The sequence below is a fragment of the Ammoniphilus sp. CFH 90114 genome (assembly GCF_004123195.1).
Lineage (GTDB): Bacteria > Bacillota > Bacilli > Aneurinibacillales > RAOX-1 > YIM-78166.
In genome coordinates this window covers 18,277-36,932 of sequence record NZ_SDLI01000023.1, presented here as the reverse complement: position 1 = coordinate 36,932, position 18,656 = coordinate 18,277, and the positions used below count along the sequence as shown (strand labels likewise).

Here is an 18,656-nt window from a genome sequence, read left to right as displayed (position 1 = left end):
AAGCTAAGAAACCATTTATTCACAACAATTTCCATACTACACCCCCTCAAAGATAACCCGATTGTAAAACATATACCTTAAAAAAACCTTAAAACGCAAACTTTTTTACAAGATTGCAAGAGAAGAAGGATTAAATACGACAATGCAAATAAGCCCCCTTCGAACGAAGGGGGCATCACTTTCACACTTTATTTATCCGCGAAAAAGACTCTTGTTTCATCGTTGTAATCACATGTTCTATCTATAAAATCTGACTCAAGAAGCGCTGTGTTCTTTCATGTTGCGGATTCTCAAATAATAGCTTTGGGGTACCTTCCTCAATAATGCGTCCTTCGTGCATCACGATTACCCGATCAGCTACTTCCTTGGCAAAGCCCATTTCATGCGTCACGACGATCATGGTCATACCCTTTCGTGCTAGCTCCTTCATGACCGCCAGGACTTCGCCGACCAATTCGGGATCAAGGGCTGATGTAGGCTCATCAAACAGCATAATACTAGGTTTCATAGCGAGGGCTCGCGCAATCGCCACTCTTTGTTTTTGTCCCCCGGATAATTGATCCGGATACGCATCTGCCTTATCTGATAAACCTACTGTGATCAGGAGTTCTTTGCCATAGGCAATCGCTTCATCCCGTCCAACCTTTTTGACATGGATCGGTGCCTCAATGATATTTTCGAGTACAGACATATGCGGAAAGAGGTTGAAATGTTGGAAAACCATTCCGACATTTTCACGAACCTGATTTAAATTGTCTTTTCTCGGGTCTATTTTGTTCCCATTGATAAAGATTTCACCTTGATCCGCAGTCTCCAGAAAATTTAAGCACCGGAGAAGCGTGCTTTTTCCAGACCCACTCGATCCAATGAGGACAACCACTTCGCTTTTCTCTACTTTTAGATTACAGCCTTTGAGAACATGGAGACTCGAAAAAGATTTGTTAAGATTTTTTACTTCAATCATCACTTGGTTCATGCACTAGCTCCTCCCTTACCAACGCTCATACGGTGCTCCAGCTTATTTACCATATAGGTAAAGATCATGATGAGAATTAAATAGTATATACCCGCGATGGTGTAGGCTTCGAACTGCATGAACGTTCGAGCCGCGGTTGATTGCGAAACCAAGTAGAGCTCTTGAAAGCCAAGCAACCCTACTAGGGAGGAATCTTTTAAACTAATGATAAATTGATTTCCAAGAGAGGGAATTGCAAGTTTTAAGGCTTGTGGCAGAATAATCCTTCGCATCGCCAGCGAATAGGGCATTCCTAGAGACCGAGCTGCCTCCATTTGCCCCCGATCAATCGACTGAATAGCCCCACGGAAGATCTCCGCGATGTAAGCCCCCGTATGAATCGCAAGAGCAATTGCACCTGCCCAGAAATCAGATAGCAAGATGAGCTTTACAATCCCAAAGTATAACACCATAATTTGTAGAAGGAGTGGGGTACCACGAATGACTGTAATATAGACTTTTGCTATTCCTGATAAGATCTTTGAATCTGAAATACGAAAGAAGGCAAAAACCATCCCGATGAAAATAGCGATAACTAGAGAAACAGCCGTGATTTGAACGGTTAATACAGCTGCTTTTAAAAATCCAAACCACGTTTCAGAAAACAATTCAATAAATCCACTCATGTTGTGCCTCCGTCCTCCATAGCTTGTACAGTGCCTGTTGATCACTGTCCTTGGTAACAACTTGAAAAAAAAATGCGCAACATCTCCTGCTGCGCATCCCCAATAGAAACTAGTTGGAAGTCGATAACATATCTTTGTTAAACCACTTCTTGCTAATTTCTAAGTGCGTTCCATCCTTTTTCATATCATCCAAGGCTTGGTTAATGGCATCGAGCAAAGCTTGGTTTCCTTTTTGCACAGGGATTCCGCATTCATCAACAAACAATGGCTCACCAACGGGCACAGCAGGGAGTTGACTGGTCTCAATGGCATTCATTCCGATACCCAGATCAGTGATGATTACGTCAACACGCCCCTCATTTTTCAGTTCCTGTAAAGCAAAGAGATCGGACTCATATTCTTTGACCTTTCCTTCAGGACCGACTAATTTATCTGCCAAATCCTTGTAAGTGGAGGCGGTGACTACTCCCACGACCTTTCCTTTCAGATCTTCTTTGCTCTTGATTCCCGCTGAATTCTTTTCGTTGACGAACATAACGGCCTGTTGAAGAAGATAGGGTTGAGAGAAATCAACCTGTTCTTGACGCTCCTTCGTAATGGACATCCCGCCGATAATCGCATCGTACTTTCCTGCCTTTAGCCCTTGTAGGATCGACCCCCATGGTGTCTGTACCGGGACGGGTTCAAGCCCTAGCCTCTTGCTGACCTCCACTGCGATGTCCACGTCAAATCCGATTAGCTTATTGTCACCGTCCGTGTAGTTATACGGTTTCGCCATTCCGCTTAAGGCAAACCTTAGTTTACCATCCTCTGTCAACTTAAACTTAGCAGCCTCTGCCGGCTTTGCAGGATCTTCCTTCGTCACTTCCTGGCTTGTACCACAGCCAAACAATAATAATGAGGAAGCAAGAATCATACTACATAGAGCAACTAGTTTTTTCTTCATGGTTAAATCCTCCCCTTAATATGAAAATGTTAATTACTGCTGCGCATAATGGTAGATTTCTCTACCTATTCTTGCTATAGCATCGAGAGCAACGATGGCGTCAACATCTTTGGAAAGAACTGTAATCGTCATCGTTCTCTGGCCTATATAGAAGATACCGACGTCGTGCTGGGCACCAGTATCCCAACCTGTTTTATTGGCTAATTGCCATGATGGAGGTTCACCAATAAACGCTGGATTATGGGCGGAAAGATAGGCTGGTAAGCCATTACGGATCTGCTGCTTCTTAAGAATGTTGATCATTTGTTGGCAAGCCTTGTGTGAAAGAAAGCTTCCAGTTGCTAACTTTTTTAGGAGTAAAGAAACATCTGCTGCTGTGATCCTATTTTTCTCTACTATTTCTGCTGGGTAGACCATCAACTTCCTATGAAACTGGCTATCTAACATTTCCAAATCTGCCATCGTTTGCTGAACTTGTTTGGTCCCGACTAAATCAATTAGTAAATTCGTAGCCGTGTTATCGCTTTGGATGATCATGAGCATAAGGAGATCATAAACAGGCAGTTGAATTCCCGGAGAGAGATGCTGTAAGACTCCAGATCCCCCGACGAGATCTTCTCTTTTTAAAAGGACCAGATCACTTAAACTCAACTGTTGTTTTTCTACTTCTGCAAAAACAGCCGCCATGATAGGAATCTTAATAATGCTTTCGGCTGTAAAAGAAACTTGTTCTCCATATTCCAAGCGCAATTGATGATTCAAATCCTCTGCCACGATTCCCCAAGTACCGCCAGCGTCCTCAATAATGTTCAGCAACACGCTTTTTAAAACATCCATGTCTATTGCCCTTCCTTTCTCCCCCGGCGAATGACCTTTCCAGCTGTTATCCCTGTATATTCATGATTCAGTACGGCAATCTCTCCATTAACCAAGACATGATGGATACCAATAGCCAATTGAAGAGGGTTTTCATACGTTGCACGATCAATTACCGTTTGGGGATCAAAAACAGTAATATCCGCCCAATTTCCCTCGCGAAGAATTCCTCGGTCATGCAATCGCAAAAGCTGTGCAGGGGCACTCGTCATTTTACGAACGGCCTCCCAGATGGGAAATGCCTCTTTCTCCCGGGCATAACGCCCTAATACCCGCGGGAAGGAGCCATATAACCGGGGATGCGGCTTGCCGCCAAAGACTCCATCCGAACCAACCATTTGCAACGGATGCTTCATCACATCCATCACATCTTCCTCTACACCCCAGTGAATAATCATCGTCACCACTGCATTTTCTTCAATTAATAAGTCAAAGGCGGCTTCCGCAGGCTCAACTCCTCGCATCTTTCCGATCTCCACTAAATTATGCCCCTCAAATTCACGGTTTTTTTCCGAGGCAACGGAAGCAATTACAATATTTCCCCAGCCATTATTTCGGACCGTATTATCATATTCCGCATTATGCAGCAACTCATGTTTCACTCTTTCACGCACATTTGGATCTTTTAGTCGCTCTAGCATTTCGACTGTTCCGCCATTATGCATCCATGGAGGCAGGATCGCTTGGAAAACGGTAGAAGCCGCGGTATACGGATACTGATCAAACGTAATCTCAATACCTTCAGCACGCCCCGCCTCTAACTTGGCCAGAGCAGGCCCAAGTTTATCGCGGTTAATACTGCCACAAACCTTAAAATGGGAGACATGGAGACGAACCCCTGATAGTCGGGCCACATCAATGACTTCGTCTAAGGCTTCCAGGGAAAGATTACTTTCATTTCTAATGTGGACGACAAAACAACCATCATATTTTGCAGCACCTTTACAGATTTCCACGAGCTCTTCTCTATTGCTATAGACGCAAGGAGGATATTGGATGCCGGAAGAAACACCAAATGCCCCCTGCTTCATTCCTTCCTCTACAAGTTCCCGCATCTGCTGGATTTCCTGCTTGGTTGCTTCCCGCCCTTCAAAACCCATCACAAGGGTTCGAACCGCGCCATGAGGCACCAAATAGGCTGAATTACCACACATTTTATTATTTTCCAAAAACGATAGATACTCATCAACCGTATTCCATGGCCAATCCCCAATATCCCCGTTTAATCCCTTTAATTGTTTCTGCCATAGGGGCTTCGTCGCTTCGGATACTGGGGCAACAGAAATTCCGTCTTGTCCAAACAACTCGGTAGTAACTCCTTGCAAAACTTTAATTTTGTGGACTTCTGGCTTGATACATAATAAGTCCGAATGAACATGCGGGTCAATAAATCCCGGCGAAACAACTAAACCTTTTGCATCCAACTCTAATTTCCCCTGAGCATCGGTTAAATCAGATAGGCTTGCTATTCTTCCGTTCTGGATACCGACGTCTAACCTCGTCCATGGGTTTCCAGTTCCATCACAAACCATGCCGCCACGAATCAGGATATCAAACATTTTTCGTCTCCTTCTCTTGTTGGTTTTTTATTTTTTACTACATAGGTAATTTCAAGTCATATAGCTGGCGAGGCCGTCCCTTACTTACCGGCTGTTCTTCGCCTACAACAACCGCTAAGTCACTTTGCTCCAGTTTACTGAGAATTCTGCGTGCACTTCTTATGGTAATCTGAAACCCATTTGCAAGCTCGACAGCTGTCACCTTGGAACTCCCATGATTTTCGCAATAAGAGATCATCTTGTTTATCGTTGCCACACTCAGGCCTGCCTGACGGGCAATCTTTATCCGCTCTGGATCGTCGGTTCGAACCGAATAGACCAATCTGTATTCTTCCCCCACAGGGCCATCAACGTATCCATCCTGCATGACAATATAGCAATTCCCACCCCCGCTAGATTTAGCTTTTGCCAACGCTTCTCGCGCCTTACTTTCCGCTTCATTTGCCGTTCGGCCTAACCCGATTCCTATGCTCACGGTTAAATTCAATTGAGAAATAATCTGGTCAAGCAAAGGACTGCAGCTAAAATGGTTAGTTGTTCGCTCCATTACCCCACGGGTCGTTACAAAAGTAATCTCGTCGCGATCAGACCAATTCATCAGAGCTTGGGTCTCTTCCTTGTAATCGAGCAAAATCTGTTCCAGTTCCAATTTTTTTCGCTGAATCTCATATTCGGAGGAACTTCTTTTTTTCGAAAAGTTATCCACATTTATAATTCCGATCGCTAACTGCGTATCACTAAGATGAACATTCTCCCCTTCTAGTTGAGCCCGTTGTAAGCCATCGTGAATCATCGATTTGGTTGGGAAAATTCGGTAGCAAGGCACCCCTAATTCGACCAAATTCTTATATACGGAAGCTACGCTGGTAAGAACGGCATCGACCTTCTGATCCATCCATAAATCATAATGAAACTGCATGATCTCATCCGTTTCCAGCCCAATGTTGTATTCTTTTACATACATCTGATCGACTATAATATCCAGCTCTTCCAGTCTTTCTTCAACTTCTTCCTTCGTTAATATATCAATACTAAATTTCAAGCGATCACCCTGATACCGGTTGAAATGCTGCCTCAACAATTGAAAAAAAACGCGGTATAGACTCGCTCCAGTATGAGGCAGATAAATCATAGGCTTCTGCGTTTTTACTTTTTCACAAGCAATTTGATAAGGAATAGGACCGGCAAATAGTAATACATCCACTTGGTTTATACATTGTTCTACCAGATCGCTTGTTTCACCAACTTCTTTATACCCAAATGAAAGCAATTTCAGAGATGGATAAGCTTTAGAAACGTTAATGATCTCGATCATGAAATCATCAGGGGCAATAATAGCAACCTTGATTTCCATTAACACACTACTCTTTTCTAATATTTTTTAATCTACATACTATTTTGATTACTATGCTACATGAGTTATTATTATAGGTCAACGACCGTTAGTGGACCTTAATACTTTTTAACTAGGAGTGTCTGAGAAACGCCCCCCTTCCTCTCCTCATAATTTATTTATACTAGTTGCAATATCTCATCGCCTTTTCCTTTTACATTAATAGAACGACAAATACCCCCCCACTCAAAACATATATGTTTGAGTGAGGAGGTTATATTTTAACGCTTTACACCCTTAACAGGGTGCAGGTTTTTCGTTCCTCTTACTTCTCTGGCACAACCAGCTTCTGCGCAGGGTAAATCAAGTTTGGATTCTTGAGCTTGTTTAGCTTATGTAGTGCCTGCCACGTTGTACCATATTCCCTAGCGATTTTGCTTAACGTGTCTCCCGCTTGAACAACATATACGTTAGTCGTTGGCTGTTTCTGTTCCGTTACAACTGGAGCAGGTTGAGCTGGCTTTACAGCTTCCACTGGCTGTGGAGCTTCCACCGCCATGGCTTCTACTACAATGCGTCCTTCTGTAGCAGGCGTAATGGCTCCCTTTGCTTTAATATATTGGATGACGGCTTCATCTAAAGCAGGGAAGTCCCCGGTATAAGCCAAGTCCTTAAACATGGTATAGTTGTCCCCGCCAGCAGCCATAAAATCATTGGTCGCCATGGAGTACGTTTTATTCAGGTCAATCGGCTGGCCTTGGATCATGATCGAATGAACGCGTTCCCCAACAGGCTTGGTGTCGTCAATCTTATAAGTCAATCCAGCTACGTGTGCGAAGGCCCCATGGTTTGCTGGATATCCGCTCGCTCCATTTTCCAGTGCAGCTTTTACATCTTTTCCCGTGATGTCTTTGGTTTGAATATAGTTTCCAAAGGGAAGAACCGTGATTACTTCTCCCTTCGTGATTTCCCCGGCATCAATGGAGGCACGGATTCCCCCGCCATTGGTAATCGAAAAATCAGCACCCGTCGCATCTAGCATAGCATCTGTAATCAAGTTCCCGAGGTTGGTTTCCCCTTTGCGAACTTGGTCACGCTCACCGTCAAGGGCAGCCGTTGTATTTCCGACCACTTCAGCAAGAATCGCTTTCTGAGTGGTTTCTACTTCCTCCATCACGGTCTGAACTTTTGCATCCGGTTCAATCGTGGCCGTTTCTTCTTTTGTAATCAAATTATTATTCAAGCTGGTTAATTCCTTGCCCTTGAATTCCAGCTCCACCACGCCCAAGTTCTTAAGGTACTCGCCGGCACTTACGATTTTCGTCTTGCTCACACCGATATTATCCATCGTGTGGCTGTGGCCATCGATAATTAAATCAATCCCAGGAGCCCCTTCTGCTACTTTAATGCTTGTATCGGTACTCGACGCATCTGTGCCCAAGTGAGTTACCGCAATAATCGCATCGACTCCTTGCTTGCTAAGCTCGTCGACCATTTCCTTGGCAGCTTCCACCGGATCCGTAAACTTCAGGCCTTCCACGTTTTTCGGATGGGTTTTGTAATGCGTTTCTGGAGTCGATAAACCGAAGAAACCTAACTTGATTCCATCCACTTCTTTAACCACATAAGGAGTTAACACGCGTTTGCCTGTTTCCTCGTAAATCACGTTCGCGCTTAGTATTGGAAAGTTAACGATATCCGCCAGCTCCAATAGACGTTCATAGCCATAGTTGAAATCATGATTTCCCGCGGCCATTCCGTCATAACCGACCTCATTTAACACCTTGGCAATGCTCTCGCCCTTCGTTAGCGTCGCAAAGGTTTGTCCATGGAACGTATCCCCTGCATCTAGTAAAAGAGTGTTCGCATTTTTCTCTTCTTGTTGCTTGACTAGTGTTGCTAGTTTCGCGAAGCCCATTCCGTCATACTCGCCTTCAAAAACGCGAGAATGGGAGTCATTCGTATGTAGTAAGGTAATCTTAGTAACCTTTTCTGCATTTTCTGCCGCACTCGTAAAAGCCGCTAGTGAAAACGTAAGCGTCCCAGCAAGCGCTATAGAAAACAATCGTCTCCAATTATTCTTATTCACGTCGATGACCTCCATTTACTAGAATAGATCAATTATACCATTTAAAATCTCTTATTGGGGTTCTTCGCTGATAGAATTTCATCCTACAACTGAAAACTTTGACTGCTGTCGAGCATAAACTCGTCAAACGCTTGGAAGTTTTTGAATTGCAAGGTTCCTCCGAAAGCCACCGCGATTTGCCCAAGCTGCTGTACGATGCGATCCGGGTTATTGACGAGAATCGCTTCACGCATCTCCGTGAAATGGGTTCTCAGCATTTCATGGCGATCCTTAAAATGCTGTTCGATCAAGCGCTCCAGCTCTTCTCTCTCCTTTTGCATAACCTTCAACGCTTGTTCGCTCATTTCTTTGATTCGGCGGTGTTTGTCCGCTTCTAAAGGCGTGGCTAAGAACTGCAAGGTAGATTGATAGAGCTGACTACCTACCATGTATCCGACCATCCCGCCGATGATGCTTCCGGCTATGGTGCCGATTCCCGGAAGAACCAAGGTCCCAAGCACGGCACCCAGCTCCGCCCCATAAGTGGAAGCGATAATCCCGGTTCCTTTTTCCCCAAGTTCTACCATGAGTTCCTTCGAATCGATCTCTCCATCGATATATCTTTTCATCGATTTCCCGACCTCTAACGTCGTGGAAACGATCAATGCGGGAGCATTCCCCTTCGAAAGGGAGGTAACCAGGCGTTTCCCGCCTTCACTGACCATTCGCTTGCCCGCCTCCTGCATGCCGGCCTTGACCAAGGAGCCGCCTGCGGACACCACATAGCTTACTGCGGCTCCTTTTGCCGTATCCACTGCCGTATCGACAAGGGCTTCGCCAGCCTCCTTTTCACCCTTGATAACCGAGGTCAGATTTCTCGCTCCGGAAAAGGCGCCAGAAAACATAGCCCCTGCTTTCGCCTGTTCCAGCCCTCCATGGTGAGCTGTTTTCAGGCTTTCACGTATCGTCACTTTTTCTGGTCGTAGACGCAGCTCAAGCGCTTGCTCGCTGGAGATCCCACTGTCCTTCAAATTTTTGGACATGTGGTCGTAGCGCCTGGCTTTTTCCTCCAGCATGTCCGCTTTTGCATAGTCGCCGCTTTTCCTGAATTGATCGGCTTGGGCAGAAAGCTTTTCCGCTTGTTGCTGCGCATACTGCTTGGCGTGAGGATACTGCTCGGATGGAATGGTGATCTCCGCATCATGATACTTTCCCCACTCCTTATCGCCAACCAACTTATTGACGTTCTGCTGAGCACTTTTTTCCGGAGTGGCCGCGTCCCCTCGCATTTTCATTTGGGATCCGCTCTTTACCTGTCCTTTATCATCGAAGTGGAGATGATCAAATTTCTGGTCGTTTGTCATCCCCAGATTGTCGGTTCGCCTGACTCTATCCCCGTTCCCGTTCAGGATATTTTCCGCATTGCTCTTGCTCTCGTAGAAGATTTCTGCCGAAAAGCCGGATTGCTGCTTGATGTTCTGGTCGTAATAATCCGGATGAACCCGAGAATCCTTGATATCCTGCAAGCCTTTGCGGATCGCTTTTCCAGCAGAGTCCTTTTCTCCAAAATAACCGTCTACGTATTGGAAAACGGCCTCTCCATAGCGATTCACATTCTCCTCCGCCTGTTGGGAGAGTACGGTAGTTTCCGCTGTCTTTCTTCTTCGATTCTCTTTCTTCTTGTCCATAACCTACCTCGTTTGATCCAAGTAGGCTTGAGCCGTTTTTAAAGTCTGCTTGGATTGCTGATGGATCTCCCCACCGCGATCGGATACAAGCGGGGCGTCAATCAGGTGCTTGATCGTTTTCGCAAATTCAGCGGTGACATAGACCTGCTTGCGTGCTTCCTGTCCATATTGGGAATAATCCGTGCCATAACGGCTCATGTTTAATTCCATTTCGCGAACAGCAAGCATGAATAGTTCGTTTAAGGTGCGAGCAACCTCATGCATTTCCTGGGCGTGCTTCCCTAGCTTGGCCAGCTTGAGCTGTTCTTTTTTTACTTTTTCCACTTCAACCTTTAGCTTCGCTAAATTCGCTTCCGCTTCTTCAATGGCATATTGGAGCTTAACCCCTTTGATTAAACTGCCGATGAAATAGGCACCTCCGCCAACCACGCCCAATATCGCCCCTTTGATCGCGGCTTCGCTTTCCGTCCCCAGGCTTTTCCCGGAGCTGTTTAGCTTGTAGTCCAACGCATACCGTTCAATATCCTTGATCTGGTCCAAGGACAAGTCCTTGCTCTCCTTGAAATCGACCTTCTTTAGCTTCCCAAAGCTATCAACAAACCGTTGCAGAGAATATTGAGTCAATTCTCTCTTAAAAGCTACCCAATGGTTGACCTGCTCTTCGGTCTTCCTTTGTGCGTTTTGATAGTCTCGGTCTGTCTTTTCTGCTAGATTCTTAATTTTTTTGTTGATGGAAGCCAATTCTTCCTCATAATCACGATTTACAGCCTTGGCTGCTGCACCTGCGACTCCCGTAACGGCAGCCACCGCAACCCCCGCCAATATAAAAGGCAATGGCATCACGATCTCCTCCTCTTTTTGTTAACGTGTTAGCTTGACCTGTTGGTCTTCAGGCAAGCCGGCCTCTATCTGAAGGCTTTTGCATACCTTCAAGTTTTCCAGATAAAACTGGGGTCGGCTAAACTGTGTAGCGTAGATTTTCTCAAACATATGATCAATTCGACAGATTTCAGGACGCTCTTCGTAAATCGAGCATCGATGATCAACGAGGTGAATGCATGTCCCATCCCCGCGGTCATATCCGGACAGCTCCGGCACGGCCGAAATTCGCTGGCAGCATAACCCGCAAGACGTACAGGGGAAGCTATCCATGGATCAGCGACAGGCCTTCGGCATAAACATCTTGAATCCGACGAACCCATGCTTTACATGTTTCATATTTTTCTGGAGTGAATCCAAACCCTTGCTTGATCGTCTTGACAATTTTTCTTTCCTCGTCGTTGTATCCTCCATCAGCGAAAATCAGTCCCAATACCTCGATGAAAGCTATATTTTTAGAAGCTTCCGTTTCGAATTGCGCAAGGATTGAATCTAGCGGAAGATCCTGAAGCGCATATTCCTCGGAAATTCCCATTTCATGCTTATATAATTCAATAAGCTCGCGTTCTTTCTCATTCAGATAGCCATCGGCCATGGCCACAAGATGAGCTAACTCAATAAAGGCCTTTTTTTCTTGCTCTTGCAGCTGGTTTAAAAACATAATGGATTGACCTCCTTCTTTTGGCAAATCGCCTTTGATTTTTAGTATAAAAGATCTAGGGATAATTTACTATCATTGCAGGCCATCATTCTAGCGGAGTGAGGAGCACTATTACATCGACTAATTATGATATAATCCACTTAAGAATCTTTTCATTCAAAGGAGAGCACGATGTTTTGGTCTTTTCGAAATCGAAATGTAACCGTTAAAGAGCTTAGAAAAGATATGGGGTACACGACTCAAGAACTAGCTTTTAAACTCAGATTAGATCATATCGAGTTACTGAACATAGATCATAAGAAATTGAAAGAAATTGACGAGCCCATAAGAAGCAAAATAATCCCCATACTAAGAGGTGATGAATTAGATAGCGTTCCTTGGTAGTCCAGGTAGAGAGCAGGATGGTGGAACAAAACACAAACAAGGCCTGATCTACATCGTAGTGATGTGGATCAGGCCTTTACACTTTAGCGGAGTGAGGGACAGGCCCTCATCACAAGGTAAAGCGCAGAGCGCTTGTCTTGATCGATCAGGAGTTATTTGAGATTCCCAGTTTTAATTTGATATATTAAATGTAATCTACCAAATTCCTCTGTATATTTTTTTATAATATCCTGAAATTGGTTGCCTTCCAGCTTTTCTTTCCCTACTACCTCTCTTAAACTAAAAGCTAACTTTTCTAGTTCATATACATAGTTATCTCCATCTTTCATCTTCTTTAACTCATTACTAAGTACAAAAAAATTCCTTGCTATTTTAACTAACTGTTTAATCGACATAACATTATACCCGAGCTTTATTCCATCTAAAATTGTATCTAAGAACAAATAATTGACATTATGACTTGTCATAAAACTCTTTAAAATCTCCTGTTGTTCTCGTGATAACTTTTGTATTTCTAAGGCATCATTTAAACTTATTTTATTTTCTAATAAAAGTGTCTTGAACGTATCCTTCAAATTTACTAGAGCATTCACCGTATCTCTCACATATTCGTGGTATGCACGCTCCATTTGGATGTCTGTCTCTGGGTCACTCTCAACCAATATAAATCGAAATAATTGCCGTAATTGATTGAAGTAAAGTTTGAATTCTTGTAATTCCCTTGAAATCTGGCCATTGTCACTTAGCAGTTTAATTCTATCTAGATCATCTAATTGATTTTTAAATGTGTAACTTTTAATCAAAATGTCATCTGGAATCTGTTGAGTTAGATACCATCCAATCTCATGAAAAAACACAATAAATTTGGAACCCTGAACTTTCAATTCTAGAAAAGCAATGATATTTTGCTTAGAAAAGTTTATTTCCGTAAGTTCTAACACTTCTATAAATGAATTAGGAAACTCTAAAAGAATCTCATTCAATTCTTCTTGTTTTGTTCTTGTCAATTGGCTTACCCTTTTTAACTCCTCAGTTCCTACATAGGGCAACAAAGCAAGACACCATAATGGTTCAATTATATTTTTAAACACTTCCTCTATGAGTGAATCTACGCCATTGGGTTCTGGTTTCGTTTTACTACTTTCTTCCTCGGTTTTCCCTTCAACATATTTCTTAGCCTCCCTTATTTCTGCTACAGTCATTTCCTGAAGTAATTTTCTCACTCCTTTTGACGGAATTAAAATTGATTGTTCCCTTTTTTCTTTTGGAAAAGTCGCCATATTATATAGCTTTTCTATACTTTCAATACCGTTCGACATCGAACGGAAAACTGGATCGTGTTGGTGCTCTTCAAATATTTTTATACATTTGCGAGCATAACTAATATCGATTAACAAAGTTTCTTTAACCCATTGTTCATAAGTTCCCCTTCGGTCTCTTAGTATCTCTTCTTTTGCTTGTTTTAGCAGTTCCCCCATCCTTAGAATAGCTGTTTCAGCCATTTGCCTATATAGTTTAATTTCTGCGGTTACCTTAAAGAGATTCTCTGGTAAATTCAATCCATCGTTTGAAAAACCCTTAAAATTACCATCTCCTATATTTTCCATATTAGCCTCCCCATTTGTAATTTAACATACAATAAAGGTAATGTATCCTATATCCATCTGTAAATATAAACTGGTAAAAAAGAGAAGAATGCATCTTTTTTTGGAAGATAAACTTCCTATAAGATACACCGTCACATAACTTTCCGATAAAAAATTATTAAACAATTGATTTCATTTTGACCCCATTTAATTTTTAACGTTAATATTGCGGAATTTTAACTCAAGTCCACTATAGATCTAGAATTATCCTGTTATTTAACTGAAGTGAGGTGCATCTGTAGTTGTCCTTTAGTTTAGTTGAAGTCTCCAGCTGCATCTATAGTTATCCTGTAGTTCAACTGAAGTCTCCAGCTACATCTGAAGTTATCCTGTAGTTCAACTGAAGTCTCCAGCTACATCTGAAGTTATCCTGTAGTTTAACCAAAATATTCCAGATGCTTTTAAGTTATCTTATAGTTAGTTGAAGTCTACAACTGCATCTGGAGCTATCCTACAGATTAATTGAGGTCTACCAACTACATCCGGAGTTATTCTACAGTTTAATTGAGTCTACCAACTGCATACGGAGTTATCCTACTGTGTAATTGAGGTCTACCAACTGTATCCGGAGTTATCCTACTGGGTAATTGAGGTCTACCGACTGCATACGGAGTTATCCTACTGTTTAATTGAGGTCTACCAACTGTATCCATGAGTTATCCTACTGTGTAATTTAAGTCTACCAACTTGCATCTGGAGCTATCCTACAGGTTAATTGAGGTCTACCAACTGCATCTGGAGCTATCCTACAGGTTAATTAAGGTCTACCAACTACATCCGGAGTTATTCTACAGTTTAACTGATGTCTACCAACCGCATCCAGAGTTATCCTATAGGTTAACTAATTCTGCGCAATTTTCCTGCTTGGATAGCATGTTCCGTCTGAAAAAGAACCCCATTATATGGAGAGCAATTGAGCGATACGTACTTGATATGTCATCAACATCTAACTCCTTTTTCCGTAAATATATTTATGAATATTTAATCAACTCATATGTTTTGAAGTTATTTTACTTTAATTAATTGCATATGTCTTATTTAGTTCGAAGCAATATTCAAGTTCATACAGAAATAAAAGCCACCTTATTATTGGGACAGCTACCGTAAGATCTCTCTTTTTTCGTTAGAGAAAGATGTGCTTTCTATTACTAAAACTAAGAAGCGAATTGAATAGTAGGTATAATAGGAATGGTATGTTTTTAAAAAAGAGTATCTTAAGCCGATATCATCTACATGAGTTCTGATACACCCTCAAGACTGAACGGGCACGACGTTGTACTTATATCTGTAAAAAGGTAGACAAACGCGTAGACTGTCTTTTGCTGCGGCTGCCAAGCCTCCCTTTCCACCCCTTAGAGTGGAAATTCGTTTATACGAATCTAACTTCTTCCGCCATGGCCTAATTGGAGTAAACCTCGCTCAATATCTAAGAAGAACGGAAGGACTGCTAAATCACCTTCGTACTTAAGCTAAACGGTAATAATTCTGGCTCTTCTTGTTTACCGGCTTTCTTGTGAATATTTCCAGTAGAAACTAGGCAGAGAAAAATAACGTCAGAAATGCTGACAAAGAATAGTCTCAACATGACCATTTCGCCTAAGTTTTTAAGGACATACTTTGCACAGATGATCGTAGACTATAAGCCTGAAAAATGGATATCGATAAAATCATTATCAGTCATTACTCCAACCCGTTTACTATCGGAGTTCTACTTCAACTAATCCATTGGCTATAGCGTTACTCAACTTAGTGCTATCCTAAAAGATATTATGAAAATCATGTCCTCTACTTGTCCCAAGATTTTTTTATCATTTATTGGTTTGCATGCCTCTCATCAGCGGTTACCCCATATTCGAATTAAGCTAGCTTATCCAACTACCAACCCCACTCCTCACTTTTTAAGACCTTTTGGATGAGTTGGCTAATGGAATCCAATTCTGCAAGATTACTTATTTCAAATTCTAAGGCACCAATCGACCTCAAATCCTTATCGGTAATTTCATATCCGACTTCCTCATTCTTCATCAGGATGGATAGGAATTGTTGAAAATATGAAGACACTAAAGGAATCGTCTGTTCTTTTCCTTTAATTATGCTTTTTTTCCTTAGATGATTAAAATGAAGACAACGACAAAGGTAAAAGAAATGTCTGCTCTTTTCTGGATCCTGCTTGAATTTATTTTGATAAATTGGAAGCTCTGAAGGGTGAATAATAGAATGGTCATTCACGCGATAGATTCGCTTAAATGGGAACTCTTCTTTGGATGTAAGGTACTGTAAGACTGATGCCGTGTTAACCTTCCGTTTTTTATAAAGTCCAAAAGCCAAGTAACCAAAGAGTTGATGGGAAAGTGCTAAATCGCCTAAGGAAACTTCCTCAACATGTTGGGGAATTGCGGCAAGCAAACAACATTGTACAGGACTATAATAGTGGTGTTTTTCAAAGAAAAGAATAAACTCGTCGATTCCGGATTTGGTCATCACATCAACATTGTCATTTATATTCACCACAAAAGGGGACAAATTTCCGTAATGCGTGATCTTCTTGCTAAAAGTTTTAATCTGCATGACTATGGGATCATAGATGTTGAAGGTGTATCCCTCTTGTTTTAATGTCATGTATACTACCTCCTTAAATATCGTTTCGAATTGGTCAAATTACTAATAATTTAATTGATGTTGAAGTATCCAAACTTGGATCGAATGATCCAATGTGCTGTATCTTTATATAGAATGTAGCTGACTGCACTCTTATCCACCATACTTGGTGGCCCTCTCTCCTTACATAACAGAATACTTCTAGCAAAGGATAGTTTAACTTTAACTATTTCAATATCTCTATCAAAAACTCTCTTATTTATAGTTGCACCCCAAATATCTAATAGAACTACCACTAATCCTTTAGTACATAATGCACTTTGTAAGTTCAGTCCTATCATAACAGGGATATCTTTTAGGGTTATATAATGTAGCAGTAATAACCCACTAATTGTTTTTCCGTTACGCTTCTTCCGCTGACTCCTCCTAGTTTGGCTCAGATATAAGCAATCCCTGTTTTTCATCTTGTAAAAAATGAATTCCATATCCATAGCTTGAAGTCCCTTAACTTCAGATTGGGTACCCCTGTTGTACCTACCTGCGACGGTGTCTTGAAATGATGTAATTAAGGTTTCCTTGTCCAAAAGATATTCAAGCATTAACCACTGAAAAGGACTTAGAAAACAATTCTGAACAAAATACTCAGTTATCTTTTTTAGGGTAGCTCTTTTCGTTTCATCTATAAATCCGCCACTATGATCCATGATACTCTTCATCCTTTCTACCTATTTTTTAAAAAATCAGAAAAATACTTAGACCACTCTTCACATCAGCGCTTCTTTGATAGTCATAATGAATTTAATATTCTGTTTAATAGGTTTCGTAATTAAGTGCCTTTTCAAGTAATCGGTTCTGATATAAAAAGGTAAAGAAGGTTTTAAGAAAGCGTATCGTTGAAGCGCGTGATGTCACCGCGACATTCAGCTTGACATAATACATCAAATCCTCGTAATTTAACTGCCCCCATTGTGTATATCCTCTTTCCTCAATAAATTGAAATAGAAGGCACAACTGTATCCGACAATCACGAATTGTTTTTTGAGTTAAACCCTTATCTACCATAAGATGTTGAAGAAAAAGGTCAATACTAGCCAACATTGGTTGCTTCATTGAATCTCCCCCCTTATAGGTTGTTTGTGCACATTTCATAGATACGCTTCTTCTTCATCGCTGTTTTCTATTACATCTCCGTTTAGGTCAAGATGAACTTCACTCCAATGTTCAAACCATTCCCTTCCTTCTCTTTTTTGATGGGCCCAAACATGGCATGTATAACAAACACAGACACCATTACGTTTTAATCCACGGCCAAGTTGGCTACGATACCTAATATGATGGACATGGGCAGCAGGTTTTTGACATCGGATACATAACCCTTGATCCCTCTCAATTATCTCCTCACGGATTTCTTGACTAAACCTAGCTCTTTCTCCTCTCTTTGCTATACGCCTTGGATAATTGGGTTTTGGAACGGGGTTAAAGTTAAAGTTAAAAGAATTCTTTCCATTGTTTGTGCCAAACTGCATTTTACTCCTCCTTTAGTTCTATACATACGTTTGTTCATATGTACTTAAATAAGCTATGGATATTTGCTGTCAGTTGCCTTTACCTAATGGCAATTAGCGCAGTCGGCTGTTTCATGGTTGCAGTATGGATTTGATTTGCTCTAGAAATACCTGTTACTAGCTCCATGGATAATTTTATTCCCTTTGTTTCTTCTCCAAGGATCTCCCAGCTTAAAATAGTTGGGTGAAGATTCTTATCTAGAAGAGGTGCCAAGATTTGAGCTACATCTTTTGGTAGATATCCAATATGGACAGTGCCTTTTCCGATTACAGTTACATTGATGGCAATGGCATTTGAGTCATATGGATTGTCACTCTCTCTCCGTGTGGTAAATACAACACGCCTTGGTTCATAGTTACACAGGCGATTTAGTGCTTGTTGCCGATTACCAAAGGTGACACCTACTACTTTTGCAGTTATTTGGTTTTTGACTATTTTCCAGGCCCATCGAAGTGACTCACTCATTGCCCACTTCTTGGCTTTACGAATACTGTGAGCTAGTGTCATTGCTATCCTTCTCATTTCTCCCAATTGAGACGGCGAGTATTTTCTTTCTTGGAGTTTAGTTTTCTGTTTTATGGCAATTACTCCTTTTCATTGGTTTCAATCTTACATTTCCTCACTATCAAAGATACGTTATACTTAGTTAATAATCTTCAAAACGAAGTCATTGAGTTTACAAATAACGAAAAAAAGTTTGCTGCCTTGTAGATATACAATCTTCACTTTACACAACCCTTATACCCATATTATTGCATATACAGTTCGAAGTTGTCAACAATAAAATAAACGATTCGAAGTCATGTGTTTT

Annotated in this window: 19 protein-coding genes; 1 reads left to right on the top strand and 18 read right to left on the bottom strand. The window is 41.7% G+C overall.

The features are described from left to right. Positions 1–241: 241 nt before the first annotated feature. From EIZ39_RS24630 to EIZ39_RS24580, 11 genes are all read right to left on the bottom strand, one after another. Complete coding sequence (locus tag EIZ39_RS24630) at positions 242–964, bottom strand: amino acid ABC transporter ATP-binding protein (RefSeq protein WP_129203942.1); 723 nt, start codon at positions 962–964, stop codon at positions 242–244. Positions 965–972: 8 nt separating this feature from the next. Beyond that, positions 973–1,641, bottom strand: coding sequence for an amino acid ABC transporter permease (locus EIZ39_RS24625; protein ID WP_129203940.1), 669 nt, complete (start codon positions 1,639–1,641; stop codon positions 973–975). 109 nt (positions 1,642–1,750) lie between these two features. After that, positions 1,751–2,587 carry a transporter substrate-binding domain-containing protein gene (locus EIZ39_RS24620; protein ID WP_129203938.1) on the bottom strand — a complete coding sequence of 279 codons (837 nt, stop codon included), beginning with the start codon at positions 2,585–2,587 and terminating at the stop codon, positions 1,751–1,753. Between the two features lie 33 nt (positions 2,588–2,620). Further along, positions 2,621–3,424 carry a serine hydrolase gene (locus EIZ39_RS24615; protein WP_129203936.1) on the bottom strand — a complete coding sequence of 268 codons (804 nt, stop codon included), beginning with the start codon at positions 3,422–3,424 and terminating at the stop codon, positions 2,621–2,623. A 2-nt stretch (positions 3,425–3,426) separates the two neighbouring features. Next, on the bottom strand, positions 3,427–5,022 hold the full coding sequence (locus tag EIZ39_RS24610; RefSeq protein ID WP_129203934.1) for an N-acyl-D-amino-acid deacylase family protein: 1,596 nt from the start codon (positions 5,020–5,022) through the stop codon (positions 3,427–3,429). 37 nt (positions 5,023–5,059) lie between these two features. After that, complete coding sequence (locus EIZ39_RS24605) at positions 5,060–6,376, bottom strand: helix-turn-helix domain-containing protein (RefSeq protein ID WP_129203932.1); 1,317 nt, start codon at positions 6,374–6,376, stop codon at positions 5,060–5,062. A 304-nt stretch (positions 6,377–6,680) separates the two neighbouring features. Beyond that, positions 6,681–8,459: a 5'-nucleotidase C-terminal domain-containing protein gene (locus tag EIZ39_RS24600; protein ID WP_129203930.1), complete on the bottom strand. Its 1,779-nt coding sequence runs from the start codon at positions 8,457–8,459 to the stop codon at positions 6,681–6,683. Positions 8,460–8,527: 68 nt separating this feature from the next. Then, positions 8,528–10,111 carry a glycine zipper domain-containing protein gene (locus EIZ39_RS24595; RefSeq protein ID WP_129203928.1) on the bottom strand — a complete coding sequence of 528 codons (1,584 nt, stop codon included), beginning with the start codon at positions 10,109–10,111 and terminating at the stop codon, positions 8,528–8,530. A 3-nt stretch (positions 10,112–10,114) separates the two neighbouring features. Further along, on the bottom strand, positions 10,115–10,954 hold the full coding sequence (locus EIZ39_RS24590) for a hypothetical protein (RefSeq protein ID WP_129203926.1): 840 nt from the start codon (positions 10,952–10,954) through the stop codon (positions 10,115–10,117). An 18-nt stretch (positions 10,955–10,972) separates the two neighbouring features. Further along, positions 10,973–11,263 (bottom strand): YkgJ family cysteine cluster protein, encoded by a 291-nt coding sequence (locus tag EIZ39_RS24585; RefSeq protein ID WP_129203924.1) that lies wholly within the window; start codon positions 11,261–11,263, stop codon positions 10,973–10,975. Then, the gene (locus EIZ39_RS24580) at positions 11,256–11,651 is read right to left on the bottom strand and encodes a tellurite resistance TerB family protein (RefSeq protein ID WP_129203922.1); all 396 of its coding nucleotides are present in this window, start codon (positions 11,649–11,651) and stop codon (positions 11,256–11,258) included. Before EIZ39_RS24580 ends, EIZ39_RS24585 begins: the two co-directional genes overlap by 8 nt. A gap of 171 nt (positions 11,652–11,822) precedes the next feature. Between EIZ39_RS24580 and EIZ39_RS24575 the strand changes: the two genes are divergently transcribed. Further along, a complete protein-coding gene (locus tag EIZ39_RS24575) occupies positions 11,823–12,035 on the top strand; it encodes a transcriptional regulator (protein WP_129203920.1) in 213 nt (70 codons plus the stop codon). A 152-nt stretch (positions 12,036–12,187) separates the two neighbouring features. On the opposite strand, the gene EIZ39_RS24570 is transcribed toward EIZ39_RS24575, so the two are convergent. From EIZ39_RS24570 to EIZ39_RS24545, 7 genes are all read right to left on the bottom strand, one after another. Beyond that, entirely contained in the window at positions 12,188–13,642 is a 1,455-nt protein-coding gene (locus tag EIZ39_RS24570) for a hypothetical protein (protein ID WP_129203918.1), read from the bottom strand. Between the two features lie 1,486 nt (positions 13,643–15,128). Beyond that, positions 15,129–15,266 carry a hypothetical protein gene (locus tag EIZ39_RS27155; protein WP_205668641.1) on the bottom strand — a complete coding sequence of 46 codons (138 nt, stop codon included), beginning with the start codon at positions 15,264–15,266 and terminating at the stop codon, positions 15,129–15,131. 290 nt (positions 15,267–15,556) lie between these two features. Continuing rightward, positions 15,557–16,300 (bottom strand): hypothetical protein, encoded by a 744-nt coding sequence (locus EIZ39_RS24565; RefSeq protein WP_129203916.1) that lies wholly within the window; start codon positions 16,298–16,300, stop codon positions 15,557–15,559. A gap of 50 nt (positions 16,301–16,350) precedes the next feature. Beyond that, positions 16,351–16,983, bottom strand: a complete 633-nt coding sequence (locus tag EIZ39_RS24560) for a hypothetical protein (RefSeq protein ID WP_129203914.1) — start codon at positions 16,981–16,983, stop codon at positions 16,351–16,353. Positions 16,984–17,089: 106 nt separating this feature from the next. Next, a complete protein-coding gene (locus EIZ39_RS24555; RefSeq protein ID WP_164985311.1) occupies positions 17,090–17,389 on the bottom strand; it encodes a site-specific integrase in 300 nt (99 codons plus the stop codon). A 35-nt stretch (positions 17,390–17,424) separates the two neighbouring features. Beyond that, positions 17,425–17,805, bottom strand: a complete 381-nt coding sequence (locus EIZ39_RS24550; RefSeq protein ID WP_129203910.1) for an HNH endonuclease — start codon at positions 17,803–17,805, stop codon at positions 17,425–17,427. A 79-nt stretch (positions 17,806–17,884) separates the two neighbouring features. Further along, a complete protein-coding gene (locus EIZ39_RS24545) occupies positions 17,885–18,367 on the bottom strand; it encodes an HIRAN domain-containing protein (protein ID WP_129203908.1) in 483 nt (160 codons plus the stop codon). Between the last annotated feature and the right edge of the window lie 289 nt (positions 18,368–18,656).

Bases quoted from the DNA above. Each gene is read 5' to 3' on its own strand.
- EIZ39_RS24630 (WP_129203942.1), bottom strand. From the start codon at position 964: ATGATTGAAGTAAAAAATCTTAACAAATCTTTTTCGAGTCTCCATGTT.
- EIZ39_RS24625 (WP_129203940.1), bottom strand. From the start codon at position 1,641: ATGAGTGGATTTATTGAATTGTTTTCTGAAACGTGGTTTGGATTTTTA.
- EIZ39_RS24620 (WP_129203938.1), bottom strand. From the start codon at position 2,587: ATGAAGAAAAAACTAGTTGCTCTATGTAGTATGATTCTTGCTTCCTCA.
- EIZ39_RS24615 (WP_129203936.1), bottom strand. From the start codon at position 3,424: ATGGATGTTTTAAAAAGCGTGTTGCTGAACATTATTGAGGACGCTGGC.
- EIZ39_RS24610 (WP_129203934.1), bottom strand. From the start codon at position 5,022: ATGTTTGATATCCTGATTCGTGGCGGCATGGTTTGTGATGGAACTGGA.
- EIZ39_RS24605 (WP_129203932.1), bottom strand. From the start codon at position 6,376: ATGGAAATCAAGGTTGCTATTATTGCCCCTGATGATTTCATGATCGAG.
- EIZ39_RS24600 (WP_129203930.1), bottom strand. From the start codon at position 8,459: ATGGAGGTCATCGACGTGAATAAGAATAATTGGAGACGATTGTTTTCT.
- EIZ39_RS24595 (WP_129203928.1), bottom strand. From the start codon at position 10,111: ATGGACAAGAAGAAAGAGAATCGAAGAAGAAAGACAGCGGAAACTACC.
- EIZ39_RS24585 (WP_129203924.1), bottom strand. From the start codon at position 11,263: ATGGATAGCTTCCCCTGTACGTCTTGCGGGTTATGCTGCCAGCGAATT.
- EIZ39_RS24580 (WP_129203922.1), bottom strand. From the start codon at position 11,651: ATGTTTTTAAACCAGCTGCAAGAGCAAGAAAAAAAGGCCTTTATTGAG.
- EIZ39_RS24575 (WP_129203920.1), top strand. From the start codon at position 11,823: ATGTTTTGGTCTTTTCGAAATCGAAATGTAACCGTTAAAGAGCTTAGA.
- EIZ39_RS24570 (WP_129203918.1), bottom strand. From the start codon at position 13,642: ATGGAAAATATAGGAGATGGTAATTTTAAGGGTTTTTCAAACGATGGA.
- EIZ39_RS27155 (WP_205668641.1), bottom strand. From the start codon at position 15,266: ATGTTGAGACTATTCTTTGTCAGCATTTCTGACGTTATTTTTCTCTGC.
- EIZ39_RS24565 (WP_129203916.1), bottom strand. From the start codon at position 16,300: ATGACATTAAAACAAGAGGGATACACCTTCAACATCTATGATCCCATA.
- EIZ39_RS24560 (WP_129203914.1), bottom strand. From the start codon at position 16,983: ATGGATCATAGTGGCGGATTTATAGATGAAACGAAAAGAGCTACCCTA.
- EIZ39_RS24555 (WP_164985311.1), bottom strand. From the start codon at position 17,389: ATGAAGCAACCAATGTTGGCTAGTATTGACCTTTTTCTTCAACATCTT.
- EIZ39_RS24550 (WP_129203910.1), bottom strand. From the start codon at position 17,805: ATGCAGTTTGGCACAAACAATGGAAAGAATTCTTTTAACTTTAACTTT.
- EIZ39_RS24545 (WP_129203908.1), bottom strand. From the start codon at position 18,367: ATGAGAAGGATAGCAATGACACTAGCTCACAGTATTCGTAAAGCCAAG.